At 68.4% G+C, this 23,794-nt stretch carries 24 protein-coding genes; 12 read left to right on the top strand and 12 right to left on the bottom strand.

What is annotated here, in order from left to right; translation table 11 throughout:
* Positions 1-2 precede the first annotated feature (2 nt).
* Complete coding sequence (locus D105_RS0100260) at positions 3-653, bottom strand: DUF502 domain-containing protein (RefSeq protein WP_018867441.1); 651 nt, start codon at positions 651-653, stop codon at positions 3-5.
* A gap of 3 nt (positions 654-656) precedes the next feature.
* The gene (locus tag D105_RS0100255; protein WP_018867442.1) at positions 657-920 is read right to left on the bottom strand and encodes an FmdB family zinc ribbon protein; all 264 of its coding nucleotides are present in this window, start codon (positions 918-920) and stop codon (positions 657-659) included.
* Between the two features lie 167 nt (positions 921-1,087).
* Here D105_RS0100255 and D105_RS0100250 point away from each other — a divergent pair, with 167 nt between their 5' ends.
* The 3 genes from D105_RS0100250 to D105_RS0100240 are packed head-to-tail and all read left to right on the top strand — an operon-like array spanning position 1,088 to position 3,726.
* Positions 1,088-1,465, top strand: a complete 378-nt coding sequence (locus tag D105_RS0100250; protein WP_018140668.1) for a DsrE family protein — start codon at positions 1,088-1,090, stop codon at positions 1,463-1,465.
* A 10-nt stretch (positions 1,466-1,475) separates the two neighbouring features.
* Positions 1,476-2,330: an SDR family oxidoreductase gene (locus tag D105_RS0100245; protein WP_018867444.1), complete on the top strand. Its 855-nt coding sequence runs from the start codon at positions 1,476-1,478 to the stop codon at positions 2,328-2,330.
* Positions 2,331-2,349: 19 nt separating this feature from the next.
* Complete coding sequence (locus D105_RS0100240; RefSeq protein WP_018877154.1) at positions 2,350-3,726, top strand: nucleoside recognition domain-containing protein; 1,377 nt, start codon at positions 2,350-2,352, stop codon at positions 3,724-3,726.
* Between the two features lie 23 nt (positions 3,727-3,749).
* On the opposite strand, the gene D105_RS0100235 is transcribed toward D105_RS0100240, so the two are convergent.
* The 5 genes from D105_RS0100235 to D105_RS0100215 all read right to left on the bottom strand — a co-directional run bounded on the left by D105_RS0100235 (position 3,750) and on the right by D105_RS0100215 (position 12,595).
* Complete coding sequence (locus tag D105_RS0100235) at positions 3,750-7,505, bottom strand: PAS domain-containing protein (RefSeq protein ID WP_018877153.1); 3,756 nt, start codon at positions 7,503-7,505, stop codon at positions 3,750-3,752.
* A gap of 28 nt (positions 7,506-7,533) precedes the next feature.
* Positions 7,534-7,740: a hypothetical protein gene (locus D105_RS0100230; protein WP_017941374.1), complete on the bottom strand. Its 207-nt coding sequence runs from the start codon at positions 7,738-7,740 to the stop codon at positions 7,534-7,536.
* 42 nt (positions 7,741-7,782) lie between these two features.
* Positions 7,783-8,001: a hypothetical protein gene (locus tag D105_RS0100225; protein WP_018867447.1), complete on the bottom strand. Its 219-nt coding sequence runs from the start codon at positions 7,999-8,001 to the stop codon at positions 7,783-7,785.
* A 266-nt stretch (positions 8,002-8,267) separates the two neighbouring features.
* Entirely contained in the window at positions 8,268-11,573 is a 3,306-nt protein-coding gene (locus tag D105_RS0100220; protein WP_018877152.1) for an efflux RND transporter permease subunit, read from the bottom strand.
* Complete coding sequence (locus tag D105_RS0100215) at positions 11,570-12,595, bottom strand: efflux RND transporter periplasmic adaptor subunit (protein WP_018867449.1); 1,026 nt, start codon at positions 12,593-12,595, stop codon at positions 11,570-11,572. Before D105_RS0100215 ends, D105_RS0100220 begins: the two co-directional genes overlap by 4 nt.
* Positions 12,596-12,872: 277 nt before the next feature.
* Between D105_RS0100215 and D105_RS0100210 the strand changes: the two genes are divergently transcribed.
* The 6 genes from D105_RS0100210 to D105_RS0100185 all read left to right on the top strand — a co-directional run bounded on the left by D105_RS0100210 (position 12,873) and on the right by D105_RS0100185 (position 18,322).
* Entirely contained in the window at positions 12,873-13,214 is a 342-nt protein-coding gene (locus D105_RS0100210) for a phenylpyruvate tautomerase MIF-related protein (protein ID WP_026279294.1), read from the top strand.
* 34 nt (positions 13,215-13,248) lie between these two features.
* A complete protein-coding gene (locus tag D105_RS0100205) occupies positions 13,249-14,958 on the top strand; it encodes a proline--tRNA ligase (RefSeq protein WP_018877151.1) in 1,710 nt (569 codons plus the stop codon).
* A gap of 136 nt (positions 14,959-15,094) precedes the next feature.
* Entirely contained in the window at positions 15,095-15,376 is a 282-nt protein-coding gene (locus tag D105_RS0100200; protein WP_018867452.1) for a type II toxin-antitoxin system RelE/ParE family toxin, read from the top strand.
* 25 nt (positions 15,377-15,401) lie between these two features.
* A complete protein-coding gene (locus tag D105_RS0100195) occupies positions 15,402-15,701 on the top strand; it encodes a HigA family addiction module antitoxin (RefSeq protein ID WP_018867453.1) in 300 nt (99 codons plus the stop codon).
* A gap of 63 nt (positions 15,702-15,764) precedes the next feature.
* A complete protein-coding gene (locus tag D105_RS0100190) occupies positions 15,765-17,627 on the top strand; it encodes an SLC13 family permease (RefSeq protein WP_018877150.1) in 1,863 nt (620 codons plus the stop codon).
* Between the two features lie 86 nt (positions 17,628-17,713).
* A complete protein-coding gene (locus D105_RS0100185; protein ID WP_018877149.1) occupies positions 17,714-18,322 on the top strand; it encodes an Hsp20/alpha crystallin family protein in 609 nt (202 codons plus the stop codon).
* 12 nt (positions 18,323-18,334) lie between these two features.
* On the opposite strand, the gene yccX is transcribed toward D105_RS0100185, so the two are convergent.
* A complete protein-coding gene (gene yccX, locus D105_RS0100180) occupies positions 18,335-18,625 on the bottom strand; it encodes an acylphosphatase (protein ID WP_018867456.1) in 291 nt (96 codons plus the stop codon).
* 23 nt (positions 18,626-18,648) lie between these two features.
* Here yccX and arsC point away from each other — a divergent pair, with 23 nt between their 5' ends.
* From arsC to D105_RS0100165, 3 genes are read left to right on the top strand one after another with little or no spacing between them, the layout of a single operon-like run.
* A complete protein-coding gene (gene arsC / locus D105_RS0100175) occupies positions 18,649-19,005 on the top strand; it encodes an arsenate reductase (glutaredoxin) (RefSeq protein ID WP_018877148.1) in 357 nt (118 codons plus the stop codon).
* Positions 19,002-19,613, top strand: a complete 612-nt coding sequence (gene wrbA / locus D105_RS0100170) for an NAD(P)H:quinone oxidoreductase (protein ID WP_018867458.1) — start codon at positions 19,002-19,004, stop codon at positions 19,611-19,613. The genes arsC and wrbA overlap by 4 nt, the downstream gene beginning before the upstream one ends.
* The gene (locus D105_RS0100165; protein ID WP_018867459.1) at positions 19,610-19,966 is read left to right on the top strand and encodes a DUF2069 domain-containing protein; all 357 of its coding nucleotides are present in this window, start codon (positions 19,610-19,612) and stop codon (positions 19,964-19,966) included. Before wrbA ends, D105_RS0100165 begins: the two co-directional genes overlap by 4 nt.
* 283 nt (positions 19,967-20,249) lie before the next feature.
* Here D105_RS0100165 and hda read toward each other — a convergent pair whose 3' ends face one another.
* From hda to D105_RS0100145, 4 genes are read right to left on the bottom strand one after another with little or no spacing between them, the layout of a single operon-like run.
* On the bottom strand, positions 20,250-20,984 hold the full coding sequence (hda, locus tag D105_RS0100160) for a DnaA regulatory inactivator Hda (RefSeq protein ID WP_018877147.1): 735 nt from the start codon (positions 20,982-20,984) through the stop codon (positions 20,250-20,252).
* Positions 20,981-22,099: an AI-2E family transporter gene (locus tag D105_RS0100155; protein WP_018877146.1), complete on the bottom strand. Its 1,119-nt coding sequence runs from the start codon at positions 22,097-22,099 to the stop codon at positions 20,981-20,983. The genes hda and D105_RS0100155 overlap by 4 nt, the downstream gene beginning before the upstream one ends.
* Positions 22,096-22,686: a CDP-alcohol phosphatidyltransferase family protein gene (locus tag D105_RS0100150; RefSeq protein WP_018877145.1), complete on the bottom strand. Its 591-nt coding sequence runs from the start codon at positions 22,684-22,686 to the stop codon at positions 22,096-22,098. The genes D105_RS0100155 and D105_RS0100150 overlap by 4 nt, the downstream gene beginning before the upstream one ends.
* Positions 22,687-22,706: 20 nt before the next feature.
* Positions 22,707-23,738 carry a DUF2066 domain-containing protein gene (locus D105_RS0100145; protein WP_018877144.1) on the bottom strand — a complete coding sequence of 344 codons (1,032 nt, stop codon included), beginning with the start codon at positions 23,736-23,738 and terminating at the stop codon, positions 22,707-22,709.
* Positions 23,739-23,794: the final 56 nt, after the last annotated feature.

Below are 23,794 nucleotides of genomic sequence, written 5' to 3'. Positions count from 1 at the left end.
TCTTACGATTTGCCCTGCCCTTGCGCAACCGGAGCCGGGGCCTCTTCAGGTCCTTTCAGGGGCGTGACGACCCCCATGGACATCACGAACTTGAGGCCGTCCTCCACCGTCATGTCGAGTTCAATCGCCTCTTCGCGCGGGACCATCAGCACGAAGCCCGAGGTCGGGTTGGGGGTCGTCGGGACGAATACGGTGATTACCTCGTGCTCGGTACGCTCCTGCACCTCGCCGGTGCCGACGCCGGTCATGAACCCGACCGACCACAGGCCGCGACGCGGGTATTCGATCAGCATCACCTTGCGGAAGGCCTGGCCGCCATCCGCCAGTACCGTCTCGGTCACCTTCTTCACTGCCCCGTAGATCGAGTTGACCAGCGGGATGCGGTGCACGATGGACTCGCCCAGCGCGACCAGCTTGCGCCCGACGATGTTGGCCACGATCACCCCGGTGACGAACACCACGACGATCGCGACCACGATCCCCACGCCCGGGATGGAAAAGCCCAGCAGCGCCTCCGGCCGCCAGCCCGGCGGCAGGAGGAGGATGGTGAAGTCCAGCAGGTCGACCAGCAGCTTGATAATGAAGCCGGTGACGATCAGCGGCAGCCAGACCAGCAGCCCTGCAATCAGGTAGCGGCGCAGGGAAACCAGCATGGGTCAGGTGCTGGCCGCGGCCTTGCTCGTGGAGGTATCGGACTTGCCGGCGCCACCGCCCGAATCCTTCAGGTTGCGCTTGCCGTCCTTCTTGAAATCGGTCTCGTACCAGCCGCCCCCGGCCAGGCGGAAACCGGCGGCGGAGACCTGCTTGGTCAGGGCCTCGGCACCGCACTCGGGGCAGGTGGTGGCGGGCGGGTCGGAGATCTTCTGCAGGATCTCGGAGATCTCGCCGCAATCCTTGCACTGGTATTCATAGATGGGCATGGCTGGAATCCTCGGAACACATCCGCGAAAACACGGGTTGAGGCGTATTATGCGGCCGTTCGCCGGGAATAAAAGGCCTTCCGCACCGACAGGCGGTGTTTGCGCCGCGCGGCCGCAGCGCGGATGATTCGCCCCATACCCGAATGCACTGCCCGCAAGGACCTGCCATGGCCGAAAAGATCGTGATCATGCTGCTGAATCTGGACCTCGACCGCCCCGGCACCCTGGGCGCCCCGTTCTTCCAGGCCACCGTCGCCGCCGCGATGGATCTCGAGGTCGAGATCTACTTCGCCGCCGGCACCACCCGCCTGCTGCGACAGGGCGTGGCGGACCAGATCTACCCCGGCGAGGCGAAGGAGAAATCCGTCTACAGCTTCATGCAGGACGCCCACGAGGCCGGCTGCGCCTTCTACGCCTGCGCCGGTGCAATGGACGAGAACGGACTGACCCTGGACAACGCGGTCCCGGAACTGGACGGGATGCGCGGCGGCGGCGCCTTCATCGGCGAGGTCGTTGAGGACGGCGTCGCCACCCTCACCTACTGATCCGGCCGCCATGAGCGAACCCTCCCAGCGCGCGGTCCTGATCACCGGCTGTTCCAGCGGCATCGGGGCCTGCACCGCGGGCATGCTGCGCGAACGCGGCTACCGGGTCTTCGCCACCGCCCGGCGCAGCGAGGATGTCGCGCGGCTGAAGAAGGACGGCTTCGAGGCATTGCAGCTGGACCTGGATGACTCCGCCAGCATCCACAGCGCAGTCACCGAGATTCTGCACCGCACCGACGGCCACCTCTACGGCCTGTTCAATAACGGCGCCTATGGTCAGCCCGGCGCGGTGGAGGACCTCAATCGCGCCACCCTGCGCGCACAGCTGGAGACCAACGTGCTTGGCTGGCTGGAGCTAACGAATGCCGTGCTGCCCGCCATGCGCCGCGCCGGCGAGGGCCGCATCATCCAGAACAGCTCGGTCCTTGGGCTGGTCGCCCTGCGCCTGCGCGGCGCCTACGTGACCTCCAAGTTCGCGATCGAGGGCATGAGCGACACCCTGCGCCAGGAACTGCACGGCACGGGTATCCATGTCTCGCTGATCGAGCCGGGCCCGATCCGCAGCGAATTCCGCGCCAACGCCCTGAAGGCCTTCCGCTACCACATCCAGCGCGAGCACAGCCCGTGGCAGGAGACCTACCGTGCCGCCGAGGCCCGCATGGCGGACGCCGAGTCCGATGCGCCGTTCACACTGGGGCCCGAGGCAGTCGCGCGCTGTGTGGTGCACGCCCTGGAGGCCCGCCGGCCACGGGTGCGCTATCACGTGACCTTCCCCACCCGGTTGTTCGCCTTCCTCAAGTGGCTGCTGCCGGCGCGGGCGCTGGATGCTGTGCTGCGCGGTGTATCACGCGGAGAGAACCGCTGACCGTGGCAAACTGCGAGGCATGAACCTGATCTTTCTCGCCCTGATCGTGATCGCCGTGGCAACGGCCGCGATCCGCGAGATCCGCTCCACCGACCCGGACGAGCAGCCGATGCAGGCGCTGTCCGAGGGCGCAATCGACGCGGCCGGCTCCGCGGTGGAACTGGCGCTGGGTCTGGCCGGGGTAATGGCGCTGTTCCTGGGCCTGATGAAGATCGCCGAGGCTGGCGGCCTGCTGACCGTACTGGCCCGCCTGCTGCGCCCGCTGATGACCCGCCTGTTCCCGTCGGTCCCGCCGGAGCACCCGGCGATGGGCGCGATGATCCTGAACTTCTCCGCCAACATCCTGGGGTTGGGCAATGCCGCGACGCCGTTCGGCATCCGCGCGATGCAGGAACTGGAGAAGCTGAACCCGCACCCGGGCACCGCCACCAATGCGATGGCCCTGTTCCTGGCGATCAACACCTCCAGCATTACATTGCTGCCCACCGGGGTCATCGCGCTGCGCGCCAGCCTTGGCTCCGAGGCCCCGGCGGCGATCCTGCCGACCACGCTGTTCGCCACGCTGTTCGCGACCATCGCCGGCATCACCAGCGCCCTGATCCTGCAGCGCTATTTCCGCAGCCCGGCGCCGACCCGATCGATCGACCCGGACGCCGCCGATCGCGACGGCGCCACGGACCTGGACGACACGGTTCGCGCGACCGAGTCCCGCAGCGCCCCGTCCGACGCCGAAGCGGGCGCGACCGAAGAACCCGCCCCGGAGCAGCAACCGATGAACATCGAGGTGCCCACCGAGGGCTACCCGGCCTGGGTCTCGCTGACGGTACTGGCCGGAGTGCTCGCGATCATCCCACTGACCATCCTCTACGGCCAGGCGATCGCCCCCTGGATCATCCCGGGGCTGGTGGTCGGCTTCCTGTCCTACGGGGTGATCCGCGGCGTGCCGGTCTACGAGGTCTTCGTCGAGGGGGCCAAAGAGGGCTTCAACGTGGCCCTGCGCATCATCCCCTACCTGGTGGCGATCCTGGTCGCGGTGGGGATGCTGCGCGAGAGCGGTGCGCTGGGCATGTTCGTCGGGCTGGTCGGGCCGCTGACCACGCCGTTCGGTCTGCCGGCCGAGGCCCTGCCGATGGCACTGCTGCGCCCGCTGTCCGGCTCCGGCGCCTACGGCATCATGGCCGGCATCATGCAGGACCCGGCCACCGGGCCGGACACCCACGTCGGCATCCTGGTCTCCACCCTGCAGGGCTCGACCGAGACCACCTTCTACGTGCTCGCGGTGTACTTCGGCGCCATCGGCATCAAGCGCGTGCGCCACACTCTGGCGGCCGCGCTGACCGCGGACGCCGTCGCCGTGGCCGCGGCGATCGCGATCGTCGCATTCCTCTTTCTTTGAGAATCGCCGACGCGCGCGGCGGCTCAGCCGCTCGCGCGACCCGCGGCACAGCGCTGCAGCGCGCCCAGCAGATCGCTCGCCCCGATCGGCTTGGTGAGCAGAGCATCAAAGCCGGCCGCCGCCACCCGCTCGCGCGTGGCCTCGGTGGCATCGGCCGTCACCGCGATCACCGGGATCGCCGCCAGCGCCGCCTCGGCGCGCAGCGCGCGCAGCACCTGAAAGCCGTCCATCACCGGCAGATTCAGATCGAGCAGGACAAGCCCCGGCGGGTCCCGCAGGGCCATGTCCAGGCCCGCCACGGCGGAGTCCGCCACCCGGCAGTCGCTCACCCCCTGCTGCCTCAGCATCTCGCGCAGCAGACGCTGATTGGCGGCATGATCCTCGATGCAGAGCACCCGGCAACCGTCCCGGATCGCAACGTCCGAGGCTGCGGCCGCGGGCGGGAGGTGCTCCTGCGCCGCGGGCAGACGGAACCAGAAGGTGCTGCCCGTACCCGGTATGCTGTCGACGCCGATCTCGCCGTCCATCAGCTCCACCAGGTTGCGGGTCACCGCAAGGCCCACCCCGCTCCCCTCGATTCCCTGCTCCTCGGCCACCAGGCGCTCGAAGGGCTGGAACAGCCGCTGGCACTGCTCCGGCGTCAGCCCCGGCCCGTCGTCTTGCACCGCGATCCGCACGCCGGAGCCCTCGTGTTCGCAGGTCACGCGCACGCGCCCGTCCGGCCGGTTGTACTTGACCGCGTTGGACAACAGGTTCAGGAGTACCTGCCTCAAACGCCGGGGGTCGGCCTGCACCATCACCGTCGGCAGGGGCTCCGCTGCGAGCACCACGCGATGCTCGCGCGCCAGGGGCTCCAGCAGGGACAGGCATTCATCCAGTAGCGGGTCCACGGCGACTGGTTCCGGCTCCACCTGCATGCGCCCCGCCTCGATCCGCGCCAGGTCCAGGATCTCGTTGATCAGGTCCAGCAGATGGCGCCCGGCGCGCATGATTTCATCGAGATGGCCGCGCTGGTGTTCATCCAGCCCTGGATCGCGCTCCAGCAGCTGTGCAAACCCGAGAACCGCGTTCATCGGCGTGCGCAGCTCGTGGCTCATGTTGGACAGAAAATCCGACTTGGCCCGGTTGGCCGCCTCGGCCGCCTCGCGCGCACGGTGCAGCTCGGCGCGACGACGCAGCTCGTCGGTGAAGTCGCTGAAGATATTGAAGCCGTATTGCGGTTCGCCGCGATCGTCGAGGACGACCCCGATGTTGCTGACGGTGATAAACACCGCCCCGTTGGCGCAGCGGTGGGGCAGCTTTCCGGCCCAGGAACCGCCTTCGGAAAGCACCCGGTCGATCTCCCGCGCCTCCTCTTCGGAGTCCTCGGGGATGATATCCATCTCGCGGAAGCTCCGGCCCAGCATCTCGCTCGACTCGTAGCCCACCATCTCGCGCGCGGCGGCATTCACGTAGACGAAGCGGCCCGCACGGTCCACTACCGCGATGCCCTGCCCGGAGGACTCGAAGATGCGCTGGAACAGGGCCAGATGTTCCTGGGCCTCGTGCAGTTCGGTGATGTCCTGCAGGCTCCCGGCGATGTGCGCGGGTCGGCCCTCTGCATCCAGGCTGACACTGGCGATGACGTGGACAAAGCGGGTCCGCCCGTCCCGGAATTGCACCCGGTGACCGAGTTCGTGGTGTCCGGCCGCATTCAGGCCCTGCAGAAAGGCCGTCACCGGCTCGCGATCCTCCGGGTGCACCAGCGCCAGGTATGCGTCGCGCCCGAAGGACGCATCCCCCGCATCCGCCTCGAAGATCTCGTGGATGACCCGCGACCATGTGATCGCCCCGCTTTGCGGGTCCATCTCCCAGTTGCCGATGCGCGCCAGGCGCTGCGATTCCAGCAGCCGGGTAGACAGCTGGGACAATGCCAGTTCCGAGGTCTTGCGCTTGGTGATGTCCTGCATCACACCCAGCATGTACAGAACCTCGCCGTCCTGATCCCGGACCACGTCGCCGCGCTCGAGCAGCCAGTGCTCCGAGCCGTCGGGCCAGATGACGCGATGCTCCAGTTCCAGGTAGGACCCGCGACGCAGACTGCTGGCGATCGCATTGCGCACCCGGACGCGATCGTCGGGGTGCACCGCCTGCACGAAATTGGCGACCGTGGGTTCCAGCCCGCCCTCGGGATAGCCCAGAAGCGGCGGGATGCGCTCCGACCAGCCCAGCGCCTCGCGGTTCGGCGCCCATTCCCAGGTCCCCATGTTGGCGAAGATCTGGCTGGAGCGCAGGCGGTGCTCCTGATGCTTCACGTGGGTGATCTCGGTGCGGATCGACACGTACTGGTAGGGGCGCCCGTTGCTCCCGAGATACGGGACGATGGTGGTCTCCACCCAGTACAGCGAGCCGTCGCGCGCACGATTGCACATTTCGCCCTGCCAGACGCGCCCGGACGCGATGGTGGACCAGAGCTCGGCATAGAATTCCGGTGGATGCTGGCCGGACTTCAGGATGCGGTGATTGCGGCCCATCAGCTCGGACACCGCATAGCCGCTGACCCGGGAAAAGCGCTCGTTGGCGTAGACGATGTTGCCGGCCACGTCCGCGATACTGACCAGGGCATGTTCGTTGACGGCCACATGCTCGCGTTCGCGCTCGTACAGGGCATCGCGATAGGACTGGCTGACCCCGTCGATCTGGCGCATCTGGCGCGCCCGCGCGGCAATCGCGGCCTGGATACGGGCTGGCTCCACGGGCTTCAGAAACACCCCCGCCACACCGGGGTGCACCGTCATCAGGGCGTTGATCCGTCCGGGGTCCTCGGTCAGGAACAGCAGCGGAACCGCCCCCCCGTTGTCCCGAGTACGCAGCAGCGCGACAAACGATTCCGCCGGTTCGTCCAGCCCCTGCAGATCGAGGACCACCACATCGGCGCCGATCTCGCCCAGCCGGAGGCGCGCATCCTCCGGGTCGGACACCGTCGATACCTCCAGCCCGGAAGCGGCCAGATGATGAGCGAGTTCGCTGTCCGCCTCCCCGGCGACCAGCAGCACGCGATAATCCGACTCCACGATTACGCCGCCGATCTGCATCAGCTGCTCGACCAGGGTGTCGGTTACCAGGGGGTGATCGAGGCAGCGCGTCACCCCCTGGCGCACGCATTCGAGGCGGGCGCCGGGACTCCAGGCCTGAGCGACGGCCAGCACCGGAAGCCCGCTGGCCAGCGCAGACGCCAGCCCCGGCAAGCCGCCCCCGTCCGCCGCGACCACGTCGGCACACAGCACCGCTGCGGAAAGCGGCTCGTCGTCGGCCACGGCAACCTCGCCCCGGGTTACACGAAAACCCTGGTCGGCCAGCATGCGGGCCACCGCCTCGCCGACCGCGCCGCCGTCGTCGATCAGGCGGACTCGTGACTCCGACGGACGCCCCCCCACGGGCTGCATGCGCGCCTGCGCCGCCGGCCGCGCCCGCTGCCGATAGGCCTCCACGGCCGTGGCCAGGCGGCGCACCCCCGCGACAATCAGGTCACGATCCGGTCCGGGCGGGGCCCGGCGTACGCCGGCCACGGCGGCCCGCAGGGATTCCGCCGCGCCGCGGATCAAGCCGACATCGAAGACCTGCCCCGACTGCGCCAGCGCCTGGGCCTCGCGGTACAGGGTGATCAGGCGTTCGCCATCCGCAAACGTGCCGTCGAGCTGACCGGGCAGGGCCTCCAGCTCCGCGACCCGCTGCCCCAGTGACTCGAGGAATTCGCCCCGCAGCCGCGCTAGCCCCGGCGATGCCGGGGCTGGTGTCACGAGAGGCGTACGTGACGGATGCACCGAATCAGTTCGGCGGGCCGCCCGGATTGATGTCCTTGTCCTTGACGATGAAGTAGACCCCGATCGCCGCCAGGCCCATCCACATCAGCAGTGCAAACACCCCGAGGATCTCCCAGAGCGTCACGAAGAAGAACAGCATGATGGCGGCGGCGCCAAGGAAGATGTTGCCGATCACGAAATTGGACGGCCGGCGGGAATCATTGTCGGGCATGGAGCACTCCGGTACGGGTGCCAGGGACGGCACCGGGCAGGGCTATTGCTTCTTGTAGGGGGCGAAGTCGAACTGCCCGGCGGTCATGTCGTCCCACAGATCGCTCTGCAGCACGGCCAGCAGCTTGAACAGCTTGCGCAGTTCGGGGTCGTCCATGAAGCGCTGGTCCTCGCTGGCCTTCAGCGTCTCGACCAGGGTGGCGCACTGTTCGCGGCTGATTCCGAGGACGTTCAGGCCCTCTTCTCCCATCTCGACATCCATCGAGCGTCTCCGGTTCGGTTAAGTGGCACCGATTGTAGCCGCATGCCGGCACACGGCGAAAACACCGGAACCCGCCCGCGTCATTGCGAGGCCCCGCAAGGGGCTATGGCACAAAAGCGCGACGCGCGTTGAGCGGCCGCAGGCCGGCCCGAAGGGCGAGCGCAGCGGGAACCCCGCGACGAAATCCCGATGCTCGCCCCACCCAGCGTCGCAGCCGGCCATGGAGATCGCCACGGCGCTGCGCGCCTCGCGATGACGGGATCCGCTTACGCCGCCTGGGCGCGGATCAGCTCGACCCGGTTGCGCACGTACAGGTAATACAGCACCGGGATGATCACCAGCGTCAGCAGCGTGGAGACAAACACGCCGAAGATCAGCGAGATCGCCAGGCCGGAGAAGATCGGGTCATCCAGGATAAACCCGGCGCCGACCATCGCCGCCAGCCCGGTCAGGATGATCGGCTTGGCGCGCACCGCACCCGCGTGCACCACTGCCTCGATCACCTCCACGCCACGGCGGATCTCCTCGTTGATGAAGTCCACCAGCAGGATCGAGTTGCGCACGATAATCCCGGCCAGCGCGATCATCCCGATCATCGAGGTCGCGGTGAACTTGGCGTCCATGAAGAAGGCATCCATGAAGGCATGCCCCGGCATCACCCCGATCACGGTCAGCGGGATCGGCGCCATGATGATCAGCGGCACCATGTACGAGCGGAACTGCGCGACCACCAGCAGGTAGATCAGGATCAGCCCCACCGAGTAGGCAATACCCATGTCGCGGAAGGTCTCGTAGGTCACCTGCCACTCGCCGTCCCACTTCAGGGAGAAGTTGTACGGGTTGTCCGGCTGGCTGATGAACAGCTGCTCCAGCGGCTCGCCATAGGCCATCGGCTGATCGCGCAGGCCGAAGAACATGTCGAACATGCCGTATAGCGGGCTGTCCAGACCACCGGCCAGGTCGCCCATCACATAGACGACCGGCAGCAGGTTCTTGTGATGGATCGAATGCTCCAGGGTCGAGTCCACCACATTGACCACCTCGGACAGCGGCACCAGCGTGCCGTCGCGCGAGCGCACCTTGAGCCCCAGCACCGGGTCCAGGCTGCCCTTCTCGGCCTGTTCGAACTCGAGCCGCACGGGCACCGCGTACTTCACGTTGGAGCCGTAGAGGTAGGTCACGTCCTCGCCGGACAGCGCGGTCTCGATCGCCTGCACCACCGCCTGCTGCGACACGCCCAGGCGCGCGGCCCGCTCGCGGTCGACCTGCAGGATCTTCTTCTGCCCCGGATATTCCACCGAGTCGTCGATATCGGTAATGCCGTCGGTGTTCTCGAAGCGCTCGCGCACCTGGCGGGCGATCTCGATCTGACCGTCGTAGTCCGGCCCGTAGATCTCGGCCACGATCGGCGACATCACCGGCGGCCCGGGCGGCACCTCGACCACCTTCACCGCGGCACCGTGACGATCGGCGATCTCGTTGATTGCCTCGCGCACACCGAGCGCCACCGCATGGCTCTGGCGCGAGCGCTCGGAGGCATCCACCAGATTCACCTGGATGTCGCCGACGTGCGAGCCCTCACGCAGGTAGTACTGCCGCACCAGGCCGTTAAAGTTGATCGGCGCCGCGGTACCCGCGTAGGTCTGCACGTTGTGCACCTCGGGCACGGTCTTCAGATAGTCGCCCATCTCCGCCAGCACGCGGGAGGTACGCTCCAGGCTGGTGCCCTCCGGCATATCCAGCACCACCTGGAACTCCGACTTGTCGTCGAACGGCAGCATCTTCATGACCACCAGCTGGAAGTAGGCCAGCGACACCGAGCCCAGGATCAGCACCAGGGTCCCGACCCACAGCACCAGGCGGTTGGTCTTCTTGCGCCCGGAGGTCCCGAGAAACGGCAGCAGCAAGCGGTTGAAGATCTTCATCAGCCCGGCGGAGGCGCTCTCGCCTTCCGCGCCGTGCCCGCCGCCGGCCGGTGCGGCATGCGCGTGCTGCTCGGCCTGGCGGCGCAGCACCTTGTACGTCAGCCAGGGCGTGACCACGTAGGCCACCGCCAGCGAGATGATCATCCCCATCGAGGCGTTGATCGGGATCGGGCTCATGTAGGGCCCCATCAGCCCGGTCACGAAGGCCATCGGCAGCAGGGCCGCGATCACGGTGAAGGTCGCGAGGATGGTCGGTCCGCCGACCTCGTCCACCGCGAGCGGGATAGCCTCGAGGAATTTCCTGCCGCCCTTGGCCATGTGCCGGTGGATGTTCTCCACCACCACGATGGCATCGTCCACCAGGATCCCGATGGAGAAGATCAGCGCGAACAGCGACACGCGGTTGAGGGTGAAGCCATAGGCCCAGGAGGCGAACAGGGTGATCGCGAGCGTGATCACCACGGCCACACCGACGATGAAGGCCTCGCGCCAGCCCAGTGCGATCCAGACCAGGATCACCACCGACGCGGTTGCCAGGATCAGCTTCTGGATCAGGGTATTGGCCTTGTCGTCCGCAGTCTCGCCGTAATTCCGGGTGATAGTCGTCTCGATACCGTCAGGGATATAGGTCCCGCGCAGCTGTTCCAGGCGCTCGACCAGGGCGTCGGCGATATCCGGGGCGTTTGTCCCCGGTTGCTTGGCAATCGCCACGGTGACCGCCGGGTGGCTCTCGCCCGCGCGCGCTCGATCGCCGGCGGCCGCGCCATGGGCAAAGCGCACGTGCTCGGTGGCATAGGCCGGGCCCTGCACCACCTCGGCAACGTCCTCGAGGTAGATCGGACGGCCGTCGTGCATGCCGACCACCAGACTGGCGAAAGCCTCGGGTTCGGTAATGAAGTCGCCAGCCTGGACGAGGATCTCTTCATCGTCCTGATAGAGCTGACCGGCGTCGCGCGAGAAGTTGGAGGCCTGCAGGCTGGTGCGCAGGTCATCCACCGACAGGTTGTAGGCAGCGAGCGTCTCCGGCTTGAAGCGCACGTGCACCACGTGGTCCGGGCCGCCGACCGTGTAGATATCACGGGTACCCGGGACCCGCTTGAGCTCGGCCTCGATCCCGTGCGCCACGCGCAGCAGATCGTGCCCGCCGCGCTCGGGGTCCTCGGTCCACAGGGTCACGTTGACGATCGGCACGTCGTCGATGCCCATCGGCTTGATGATCGGCTCGCCGACCCCCAGCCCCGGCGGCAGCCAGTCCTGGTTGGAGAACACCTGGTTGTACAGGCGCACCAGCGCCGCGGTGCGGTCCTCGCCGACCTCGAACTGAATGGTGATCTGCGCCATGTTCGGGCGCGAGACGGAATAGATGTCATCGATGCCCTCGATCTCCGAGAGCACCTGCTCGGCCGGCGTGGCGACCAGTTGCGCCACCTCCTGCGCGCTCGCCCCGGGGAACGGGATGAACACGTCGGCCATGGTCACGTTGATCTGCGGCTCTTCCTCGCGCGGGGTCACCAGAATCGCGAACAGCCCCAGCAGCAGCCCCAGCAGGGCCAGCAACGGGGTGATCTGGGTGGTCAGGAAGGCCTGCGCGATGCGCCCGGAGATCCCCATCCGCTCGGACGCCCCCTCCGTGGTGGCATCGCTCATGGGTTCACCTGCTGATGTTCCTTCAGCCAGATCTGCGCGTGGACCGGATCCAGCGCCACGCGCTCGCCGGCCTCCAGACCGCCGTGGATCTCGATCAGGCCGTCATGCTGACGCCCGACCCGTACCTGGCGGAACGCCACCCGGTCGTCCGCATCCACCACATAGACGGCGATGACCTCGCTGCGATAGACCACGGCCTCGGTCGGCACCACCAGGCGCTCCACCGCGTCCACGACGAAGGCGGTCTTCACGAACATGCCGGGGAACAAGCCCAGATCCTGCTGCTCCGGCAGGTTCACGCGGATGCGGAAGGTCGAGCTGGCGGGATCGGCGTAGGGGAAGATGGTCAGGCTTTCGGCCGCCACCCGGTCTCCGTTCAGCAGGACCTCGGCACTGCGCCGCTCACGCACGCTGTGAATCAGACGCTGCGGCACATCCACCGCCACCCGCAACTGGTCCAGGCTGATCCCGGACAGCAGCGGCGACCCCGGGCTGACCGACTCGCCGACCTCTACATGGCGCTCGGTCACGATCCCCGAATAGGGCGCGTACACCTCGGTGTAGCCCAGTTGTTCACGGGCCTCCTCGACCCGACCCTCGGCCGAGCGCAGGCGGGCACGCGCCGACTCCAGCGCGGCCTCGGCGCGATCGAACTCGGAGCGCGACACCACCCCGCGATCGAACACATCGCGAATGCGCTCGAACTCCGAACGGGCCTCGTTGAAGCGGGCGCGGGCCTCGGCCAGATCGCCCTCGGCCTGGCTTACACGGGCCTGCTGCTCGGTGTCGCTGACCCGGACCAGCAATTCATCGGCCTCGACGAAGTCGTCGACATCCACGTAGATCTCGCGGATCCGCCCGGAGGTCTGCGCCGAGATCGTGGACCGCTGCACTGCCTCGACGCGGCCATCCAGGATCCGTTCCTGGGTGATCGTCTGGCGTTCGGCGGTGGCCGTCTCGAACGGCAACTCCGCCTGGGCCGCAAACGGCAACAGCAGCAGGGCCCACAGGGTGTGGCGCATCCGGTTTCGTGTCATGAGGCGTCTGTCCTTGCTCGAAGAGGTCGTCGGGGGTGCGCAGGCGCGCACCGGGCCCGGAACCATATATTAGATTTTTCTAATTTATTATTTCCTGATGTTGAACGCAATCCGGCCGTCCGGCCCCGCCGCGTTCGTCTCCCTCGCAGCGAGTATAGCCACCCTGACAAGGGTTTCACCCGCTAGGGAGACGCGAGCGCTGCACCGACCCCGCGCTCCCCGTATCATGGCGACCTTTCGCCGCAACGCCCCGGAGGATGCCATGCCGCTGCTGCAAGTCGAGACCAATGCCGCCCTGCCCGACGACACCGCCACGTTGTGCCAGCGCCTGTCCGCCGCGGTCGCCGACTGGCTGGGCAAGCCCGAGGGCTACGTGATGGTCGCCTGCCGCCACAACCCGGCCATGTGCTTTGGCGGGCGCACCGATCCGCTCGCGTACTGCGAGCTGAAGAGCATCGGCCTGCCCGAGGGCCTGACCCGCGAGCTGTCGCGCAAGCTGTGCGACAGCCTGCAGGCGGAACTGGGCATCGAGCCGGCCCGCGTCTACATCGAATTCGCCGACGCCCCGCGCCACTTCTGGGGCACCAACGGCACCACGTTCTGAACCCTTTCCAGCCATCAACCACGGACTGCCCCCGATGCGCGTCTCGCAATTCCCGCTGAACACCCTGAAGGAAACCCCGGCCGACGCCGAGATCATCTCCCACCAGCTGATGCTACGCGCCGGCTACATCCGCCGGCTGGCCTCCGGGCTGTACACCTGGCTGCCACTGGGCCTGCGGGTGCTGCGCCGGGTGGAAAACATCGTACGCGAGGAGATGAACCGCGCCGGCGCCCTGGAGGTGCTGATGCCGGCGGTGCAGCCGGCCGAGCTGTGGCAGGAGTCCGGGCGCTGGGACTTCTACGGCGCCGAACTGCTGCGCATCAAGGATCGCCATGACCGCGACTTCTGCTTCGGCCCGACGCACGAGGAGGTGATCACCGACCTGGTACGCCGCGAAGTCCGCAGCTACCGCCAGCTGCCGGTCAACTACTACCAGATCCAGACCAAATTCCGCGACGAGCGCCGCCCGCGCTTCGGCGTGATGCGCGCCCGCGAATTCCTGATGAAGGACGCCTACTCCTTCCATATCGACGCCGACTCCCTGGGCGACACCTACCAGCAGATGCACGCGGCCTACACCCGCATCTTCGAACGCTGCGGTCTGGACTTCCGCGCGGTGGAGGCCGACACCGGCGCCATCGGCGGCAACACCTCGCACGAGTTCCACGTGCTGGCCAGCTCCGGCGAGGACGCCATCGCGTTCTCCCCGGCCGGGTTCGCCGCCAACGTCGAACTGGCCCCCTGCCCGGTGCCCGCGCCGGCCCCGGCCCCCGGCGCGGCGCTGGAGAAGATCGCCACGCCCGACGTGCACACCATCGACGATCTCGCGAAATTCCTGGACATCCCGACCGAGCGGACGGTGAAGACCCTGGTGGTGGCCGCCTCCGACGCGATCGACGCCGACCTGGTCGCCATCGTGCTGCGCGGCAACCACGAACTGAACGCGGTGAAGGCCGAGAAGCACCCCTGGGTCGCCGAGCCGCTGCGCATGGCCGAAGCCGCCGAGATCCGGGCCGCCTTCGGCGCCGACCCCGGTTCGCTGGGGCCGGTGGACAGCCCGATTCCGGTTCTCGCCGATCAGGCCATGCTGGGCATGGCGGACTTCGTGGTCGGCGCCAACGAGGACGGCCACCACCTGACCGGCGTGAACTGGGGCCGCGACCTGCCGCAGCCGGAGACCGCCGACCTGCGCAACATCCTCGAGGGCGAGCCGGCCCCGGACGGTTCCGGGGCGATCGAGATCCGCCGCGGCATCGAGGTCGGCCATATCTTCCAGCTGGGAGACAAGTACAGCCAGGCCCTGGGCGCCCGCGTACTGGACGAGGACGGCCGCGAACAGGTGGTGACCATGGGCTGCTACGGCATCGGCGTCTCGCGCGTGGTCGCCGCCGCGATCGAGCAGAACTCCGACGAGCGCGGCATCTGCTGGCCCACCGCCATCGCCCCCTTCGACATCGCCCTGTGCCCGATCGGCGCCAAGAAGTCCCAGCGCGTGCGCGAGGCGGCCGAGAAGCTGCACGACGAGCTGGAGGCCGCCGGCTTCCAGGTCCTGCTGGATGACCGCGAACAGCGCCCCGGCGTGATGTTCGCCGACATGGAGCTGATCGGAATCCCGCACCGCCTGGTCATCGGCGAGCGCGGCCTCGACGCCGGCGAACTCGAATACCAGGCACGCACGGCCACCGAGGCCGAACACCTCCCGATGGATGGCCTGCTCGACGCCCTGCGCCAACGCCTGCAATAAGGGCTCGGCGGTCACCGTGCCTCGCCCGCAGAAAACAGCGCCGAAGTGACGGGCGTATTCGGGACCGGTATTTCCCGGGAGAGTCCGGTTCGACAACCGTTTGCGCGCTAATAACGCAGCGCGTTAACATTTATCCATGATCCAGAGCTACCGCGGCAAGGAAGCCGCGCGGCTGGCCCGGGGCGAGAGGGCACGCCGCCTGCCCGACGAGGTAACGCGCCGGGCACGAATGCGTCTGGCGCGCATCCACGCTGCCACCCGCCTCGAGGATCTGCGCCAGCCTCCCTCGCATCGACTGGAGGCACTGAAAGGCGACCGCGCGGGTCAATACAGCATCAGGATCAACGACCAGTGGCGCATCTGTTTCGAATGGCGAGACGGTCACGCCTACAACGTCGAGATCGTGGATTACCACTGATCCGACGACCACCAGGGAGGCAACGATGACAGCACAGGATATCGAGGCCCCGATCCATCCGGGCCAGCACCTGGCCGAATTCATCGAGGAGGCAGGCATCAGCCAGTACCGCCTGGCGCACGACATCAGCGTGCCCCCCCGCCGAATCAACGAGATCGTGCAGGGCAAGCGCGCGATCACGGCGGATACGGCGCTTCGCCTGGGCCGTTATTTCCGCACCTCGCCCGAGTTCTGGATGAACCTCCAGGATCACTTCGAGCTCGAGCAGGCCCGCCAGTCCCTGGGGCCTCGGCTTGAACAAGAAGTACATCCGCGCGTTGCCTGATTCACGCGGCCCCCTCATCGACTGCCCCGCCGCAACCGATCCCCGCAAACAGGGCCGCTTCTGATGGGGTCGGTCGCCTTTACCCTGGAGATGGGGATCGTGTTCGGCCTACTAGGGCTGACGATCCTGCTGTTCGTGACGGAGGTGATCCGGATCGACCTGGCGGCGCTGAGCGTGCTGTTCCTGCTCGGCATGGTCGCGCTGGTGCCGGGGGTGGCGCCGATCGTCGAGGGCGAGGCACTGTTTTCCGGCTTTGCCTCGAACGCGGTGATCGCGATCATCGCGGTGATGATCATCGGCAAGGGGCTGGACCGCTCCGGGGTCATGAACCGCCTCGCGGACCTGATCCTGCGCTTTGGCGGGCAGACCGAGCGCCGCGTGATGGCCACCACCTCGGGGGCCGTGGGCATCATCACCAGCTTCATGCAGAACATCGGGGCCGCCGCGTTGTTCATGCCGGTGATCAACCGCATCGGCGCGGCCGCACGTATCCCCCGCTCGCGCCTGCTGATGCCGATGGGCTTTGCCGCGATCGTCGGCGGCACCCTGACGCTGGTGGCCTCCAGCCCGCTGATCCTGCTCAACGACCTGTTGCCCGGCGAGGTCGAGGGCTTCGGGCTGTTCGACGTGACCCCGATCGGACTCGCCCTGCTGGGTACGCTCATCCTCTACTTCGCGCTGTTCGGACGCTGGGTCCTGCCGGCCCGCGATCCCCAGACCGAGGACCCGGACGAGAGCCGGGTGCAGACGACCTCGGCCTGGTTCCGCGATGTCTACGGCATGGATTTCGGGGTGCGCGAGGCACGCCTGGACGAGGACAGCTCCCTGGCCGGAATGCGCGTGGGCGACTTCGAGGCGGCCTTCGGGGTACACGTCGTGGGCGTCACCACGGGCGACGAGACCCGCATCGAACCCAACCGGGACGTGGAGCTGGAGCGCGGAGCACACCTCGCCATCCTCGGCCCGGTCACCACCATCGAGACGACCTGCGACCACACCGGCACCTTGCTGAAGGACGAACTGGACGTGTTCGCCCGCGCCCTGTCCGCTCGCCACGGCGGCATCGCGGAAGTGATCATCCCGCCCGGCTCCGACCTGATCGGCCAGACCGTGCGCGACAAGGGCATGCGCCGCAGCTATGGCATCTCGGTGCTGCGCATCCAGCGCGGCGACGACCTGATCGTCGACGAGGTCCCGGATACCCCGCTGAAGGCCGGCGACACCCTGGTCGTGCATACCCCGTGGGAGAACCTGCAGGCGCTGGAGGACGACCGCGACTTCGTCGTGGTCACCAGCCGCTACCCACGACGCAAGCAGGAGGCCTCAAAGACCCACCGGCCGCTGGCCGCGCTCGGCTCCCTGGCGCTGGGGCTGGGGCTGGTGCTGTTCACCGACCTGCCGCTGGCACTGGCCCTGCTGGGCGGGGCCCTGGGGATGATCTTCACCGGCGTGATCACCATGGACGAGGCCTATCGCGGCATCAGCTGGAAGACCGTCTTCCTGCTCGCCTCGCTGATCCCGCTGGGGCTGGCGGTGGAGAACTCCGGCGCCGGTGAGTGGATCGCGACCAACGGCATGCAGCAACTGGAAGGGATGCCGGTCTGGGTGCTGCAGGTCGCGGTGTTCCTGCTGACCACCTTCTTCACGCTGGTGATGTCCAACGTCGGGGCAACGGTTCTGCTGGTCCCGCTGGCGGTCAGCTTCGCGAGCGTCGCCCAAGGCATGGGGATCGACGCCGACCCGCGCGTGTTCGCGCTGATCGTCGCGATCGCCGCATCCAACTCCTTCATCCTGCCCACCCACCAGGTCAATGCCCTGATCATGGATCCCGGCGGGTACCGCGTGGCCGACTACCTGCGCGCCGGCGCCGGTGTGACCCTGCTGTTCATGGTCGTCTCGCTGCTCGTCATCAACCTGCTGTTCTGAGGGAAACAGTGTTTCCCTCAGCCCGGTTCAGGGCCGGTACAGGCTACTCGGACAGAATCGGGTACAAACCCACACGGAAATCGCGCATGCCCGCAACGCTTCGTCTGTACCCGGTCCTGGCAGCCCTGGCACTGCTGCTGGCCGCCTGCAGCCCGCGGATCTACGGGGTAAGCGAAGAACAATGGGACGCCATGGGCGAGGCCGAACGGGTCGAGGCCATCCGCGCCTGGGAATCGGTGCAGAAGGCCCGCGAGGCCCGGCTGCAGGCCGAGGCCGAGCAGGAGGCGGCACTGGCAGCCGAACGCGCCGAGCGGGTCGCGGCCATCCGCAGTGGCCAGGCCGGCCTGCCCGGAGACCTGATCCGCGTCAGTCTCAGCGGCGGCACGCTGCGGATCGGCGGTCGCGAACGCGCGCTGGAGCCAACGGCCTTTACCCTCGCCAGTGGCGAGAGCCGCAGCATCGAGGTACACGCCGAGCGCTACCGCAGTGAGCTCGAGGTCGCCTATGAAGACGGCCTCTTGCTGATCGACCTGCCGCGCCATTCGCGCACCGGGGCGGCCCGCCTCGCCTGGGACGGCGCCTGGATGCAGGGGGCCGAGACCCGCATCCGGTCGGAAGGTCCGCACCGGCTGCACGACGTGCGTGCCTTCGTCCAGGTCATTCCGCCACCGGGTCGCCCGCTGCGGCGCTACTGAGGCACCGCCGAGTCAGCCCGTGGAGAACTCGCGCGGCGCCGGCTCCGGGGGTTCCAGCTCCTCGGCCTCCACCGCATCCACCCGCGCCATGCGCGGCCCGTCGGCCAGCCACTCCTCCAGCGTGTCCAGCGCCCTGCGCGGGCCCACGGCCAGCACCTCGACGCTGCCGTCCGGCTCATTACGGGCATAACCGGTCAACCCGAGCCGCCGGGCCTCGTCGCGGGTAGAGGCGCGGAAGAACACCCCCTGCACCTGACCGCTGACACGCCAGCGGCGGGCATGGTTATCATTGGCCTCCGTCATTTTTCGTCCTCCGGAGTGGATTCATGTCCGATGCCCCTACGCTGTACCACAACCCGCGCTGCAGCAAGTCGCGCGCGACCCTGGCACTGCTGCGCGAGCAGGGCGTGGAGCCGCAGATTGTCGAATATCTGAAGACGCCGCCGGATGCCGCCACCCTGCGCGCCATCGTCGACCGGCTGGGCATCGCCCCGCGCGATCTCCTGCGCACCGGCGAGGCGGAGTACCGCGAACTGGGCCTGAAGGATGCCGAGCTGGACGACGAGGCGCTGATCCAGACCATGGTGCAACACCCGAAACTGATCGAACGCCCGATCCTGGTCGTGGGTGAGCGCGCCCGCATCGGGCGTCCGCCCGAGCAGGTGCTGGAGATCCTGTCGTGAGCGCGGCCCCCGAGGTCCTGGTGCTGTACTACAGCCGCTACGGCGCGACCGCCGAGCTGGCCCGTCACGTCGCCAGCGGCGTGGAGCGGGCCGGCGCCGTCGCCCGCGTGCGCACTGTGCCGCCGGTGAGCACCAACATCACCGGCGAGGCGCCGGCGGTTCCCGCCGACGGCCCGCCCTACGCGGAGACCCGCGACCTGGAGGAATGCGCCGGGCTGGTCATGGGCTCGCCCACGCGCTTCGGCAACATGGCCGCGCCGCTGAAGCACTTCCTCGACGGCACCAGCGGCCTGTGGGCCAGCGGCGGCCTGGTCGATCGCCCGTTCGGGCTGTTCACCAGCACCGCCACCCAGCACGGCGGGCAGGAAACCACCCTGCTGACCATGGCCCTGCCCCTGATCCACCAGGGGATGCTCTGGGTCGGCGTGCCCTACACCGTGCCGGAACTGAGCACCACGACCTCCGGGGGCTCGCCCTACGGCGCCAGCCATGTCGCCGGTGGCCAGGGCGAGCACCCGGTGACCCGCGAGGAGCAGCGCATCGCCACGGCCCTGGGCGAGCGGGTCGGGCGGATCACGCGCCGCCTGCAGAACGGGGAATCGGCATGATCCTCGCGGCGCGCGCGCTGGCGCTGGTCGCCTATCTGGCCCTGATCGGCCTGATCCTGGTCTGGACCACCTGGATCGACCGGCCGGAGATCGTGCCGGTCTCGTTGGCGCTGGTGATCCTGGTCCTGCCGCTGCTGTTCCCGCTGCGCGGGATGCTGCACGGGCGCCGCTACACCCACGCCTGGTCCAGCCTGCTGGCGCTGGCCTACGTGACCTTGGGGATCACGCTGGCCGCGGCGGCCGATGCGCGCCTGTACGGGCTGCTGATGACCGCCGCCAGCCTCGCCTGGTTCGCCGGCTGCCTGCTCTACGTCAAACTCGACGCCCGCCGCGCTCGCAAGCTTACTTCCTGATATTCACCACGAAGCGCACGAAGACACGAAGAAGGTCAAAACCCGTTCACAGGAAGACGGGAAGGCTGGAAGAGGGCATTTTGTTTACAGGAGGTTGCGGGAAAGTCCTTTCCGGTGCGCAATGTACCCACGCTTCGGCCGGAGCGAGGCGCCCAGCCAGCATCCCCGGGCCGAGGACCGCCTCCCGGTACGCCCCATCCAGAATCTTCCGTCCTTCCCGTCTTCCTGTTAAACGCCCTTGACCTGGCCCTTCTTCGTGCCTTCGTGTGCTTCGTGGTGAAGATCAGGAACGCGCGAGCTGGTCGCGGACGAAGGGGATGGTCAGACGCCGCTGTTCGGCCAGGGCGGCCAGGTCCAGGCGGTCCAGCAGGGCCAGCAGGGCCACCAGATCACGGCGGTAGTGGCGCAGCAGGTAGTCGGCCACCGCCTCCGGCAGCTCCAGCCCGCGCAGTGCGGCGCGCTGGGCGAGGATGCGCTTGAGGTCGTCTTCCTCCGGTGCCTGCATCCGGAACACCGGTCCCCAAGCCAGGCGCGAGGTCAGGTCCGGCAGGCGGCTGCCCAGCCCGTCCGGCGCATGGGTCGCCGCCAGCAGCACCCGGCAGCCGCTGTCGCGCAGGCGGTTCAGCAGCCCGAACAGGGCTTCGTCCCAGTCGCCCTTCCCGACCACCTCGTCGAGATCGTCCAGTGCCACCAGGCGGGCACGCTCCAGGCCGTCCAGCACCGCCAGCGGCGGGGCGGATGCGACCTCGCCCAGCGGCAGGTAGGCCACCGGATCGCCGCGTTCGTGGCTCTGATGGCAGGCCGCCTGCAGCAGGTGGGTCTTGCCGACGCCGGACGGCCCGTGCAGCAGGATCTGTGGCTCGCTCATGCCAACCCCGACGGCCAGCGCCTCGACGGCATCCCGGGCGAGCGGATTGCCGCCGGGATAGAAGCCGGCAAAGCGCGACGTATCCCGCAGGCGCAGGTCCAGCGGCAGCTGGCGCTGCGGGGCAGCCTCGCGACCCTGGCCGGCAGTCATTCCCGGCAGGCTCCCGGCTCCGAGGGCGCTTCCCCGGCATTCAGGCGCCGGTAGTGCACCAGCAGGTGGCGCACGCCGACAGCCAGCACCGCCGCCACCGGCAGCGCCAGCAGCACGCCGAAAAAGCCGAACAGCTGTCCGCCGGCCAGCACGGCAAAGATCACCGCGACCGGATGCAGCCCGGTGCGGTCGCCCACCAGCCAGGGCGTCAGCACCATGGACTCCAGCACCTGGGCCACGGCGAAGATCGCCAGCACGATCAGCAGCAGGGTCCAGCCGTCGCCCTGCACCAGCGCGGCGGCGCTGGCCAGCAGCACCCCGACGATCACGCCAACATAGGGGATAAAGCTGACCAGCCCGGCGATCAGGCCAATCGCCAGCCCCATCTCGACCCCGGCCACGGTCAGGGTGACCGCATAGAACAGGCCCAGCGCCAGCATCACCAGCATCTGTCCGCGCAGAAAGGCCCCCAGCGTTTCGTCCGACTCCGCGGCGAAGGTCATCACCGCCGAACGCCAGGCCCGCGGCAGCAGGTCGCGCAATCCGTCCAGCAGGCGCGGCCAGTCGCGCAGCAGATAGAAACTCACCACCGGGATGAGCACCAGGTTCAATACCCCCAGCACCAGCGCGCCGGTGGAGCTGCCGATCCACTGCAGTACACCCCCGGCCAGCCCGCCGGCCTCGCGCCAGTGCTCGGTGACCAGCCCCTGCAGCGCACCGGCGTCCAGCGGCGGCAGGCCGTCCCCAGCCAGTTCCTCCAGCCAAGGCCGCACCTGCGCATCGAACCAGCCGAGGATCTGCGGCAGCGCCAGCGTGAGTCGTTCGAACTGGGCGATGGCCAGCGGGATCAGGATCAGGATCAGCGCGGCCAGCCCGAGCATCACCAGCAGGAAGATGATCACCGTGGCCAGGGTGCGCGAACGCCCGGTGCGCGCCGCCAGACGCGTCACCAGCGGATTGAACAGATAACCGATCAGCAGCGCCACGACGAAGGGGGTAAGGATTGGCGCGAGCAGGTAAAGCGCCCCGCCCAGTACCAGCAATCCGACCAGGGCAGCCAGGGTCGCGGCCGAGACCGGCCCGACGCGCTCGCGCAACTCGACCCCCGTGCTCATGACGCCCTCCCGTTCGCCGCGTCCGACCCGCCCTGGCCGCGCAGGTAACGCCACGCATACAGGCCCCACTGCACGGTATAGGCCAGACCGCTGGCCAGGGTCGTGAAGGCCACGACAATAATCAGCAGCTGCACCCAGATCGGGTCCAGTGCCAGCAGACCGACCTTCACGATGGCCACCAGCACCAGCGCGATCTGCAGGAAGGTGTTCACCTTGCTGATCAGCAACGGCCGAATGGCCAGGGGCCCGACAAACACCCGGTACAACGCGGAGCCAAGGGTCAGCCAGACATCCCGCCCCACCACCAGCAACAGCAGCCAGAGGGGCAGCAGTCCGGACAGGGTCACGGCCACATAGATCCCCAGCATCAGCAGCTTGTCCGCCGCCGGATCCAGCCAGGCACCCAGCGACGTATGCCAGCCGTAACGCCGGACCAGCCAGCCGTCCAGGGCGTCACTTAGTCCGGCGATTGCCAGCAGCACCACCGCCACCAGGTAGTGCTCCAGCGCCAGCAGCACGACAATCGGCGGGATCAGCAGGATCCGGCCGATCGTGACGGCATTGGGGATCTGGTGGCGGGGCAGCATCCGGTTCGCCGCGACAGCAATCAGCGCCGATCAAGCCAGGCATCGGCCTCGGGTGCCGCATCCGGCGCCTCGGCCCGGGCAAAGCCGGAGCCGCGCAGCAGGTCGACCAGGTCATCGCGATCAAGGCCGGTGCGCACCTGCAGCACCACGCTGTCGCCGGCCAGCGCATCCAGACGCGCCGCCTCCACCGCCTGCAGCCGCGCCAATTCCGCGCGCAGGCGCTCGAAGGCCGCAAAGCCCTGGACCCCGGCAAACCCCAGGCGCAGCCATTCGGGCTCGGCCGCGACCCGTGCCAGGGGCTCGGCCACCCGGTCCAGCGCCCGCGCCACCGCCTCGCGGGCCGCCGCCGCGGGGCTGTCCCCACTGGCGGAACTGCGGTATTCACGGGTGTCGTGCACCGCGACCACCCGCGCCTCGGCGCCGCTCGCGGTCTCGCGCACGTGCAGCAGCAGAACCCCGTCGGCCTCGTATCGGCGCGCGGCCGCAACCAGCGGCTCGCTCACACCGCCCACGATATCGGAGGGCTGGGCGGACCGGCGGTCCTCCAGATCGCCGAGCGGGAACAGCAACGGCATGTCCCGGGCCTCGGCCAGCTCGTCCAGCGCCGCGAGGATCCCCGGGCCGTCCACCGCATCCCCGAGCAGGTCACGCTGCCCGCCGGCATCATGCACGGCCCAGACCAGCAGCGCCGGACGCTCGCCCAGCAAGGCCGGCACACCCGCGTCTCGCAACGCGGTGCGCAGACGAAACGGGTCGAACTCCAGGCGGTAGCGGTCCTCTTCGAGCTGTTGCCGCCGCTCCAGCGCCGCGATCCAGCCCTCGTCGTCGCGGCCTTCGAGGAGTTCGCCCGCCAGATCCAGCACCGGGCCCGAACGCAGCCCTGCCAACCTTACCAGCGCCTGTTCCAGCCCCTGCTCCAGGGCCCGGGCCTCGTCCTCGGCGGTGACCGTCACCACCAGCGCGTCATCGGCGGCCCCGACCGGGGTCAGCACCAGGAAAAGGAGGCCCAGCAGGAAGGCCAGGCGGGAATGCGCTCGAGGATGCAGGGGCATGGTCATGATCGGTTGTTCGACAGGCGCCACAAAATACCACAGGCATGCGCCCCGGC

Source organism: Thioalkalivibrio sp. ALE28 (assembly GCF_000377425.1).
Classification (GTDB): Bacteria; Pseudomonadota; Gammaproteobacteria; order Ectothiorhodospirales; family Ectothiorhodospiraceae; genus Thioalkalivibrio.
The sequence above is the reverse complement of the archived record's forward strand: the minus strand, read 5'-3'. Positions and strand labels throughout refer to the sequence as shown.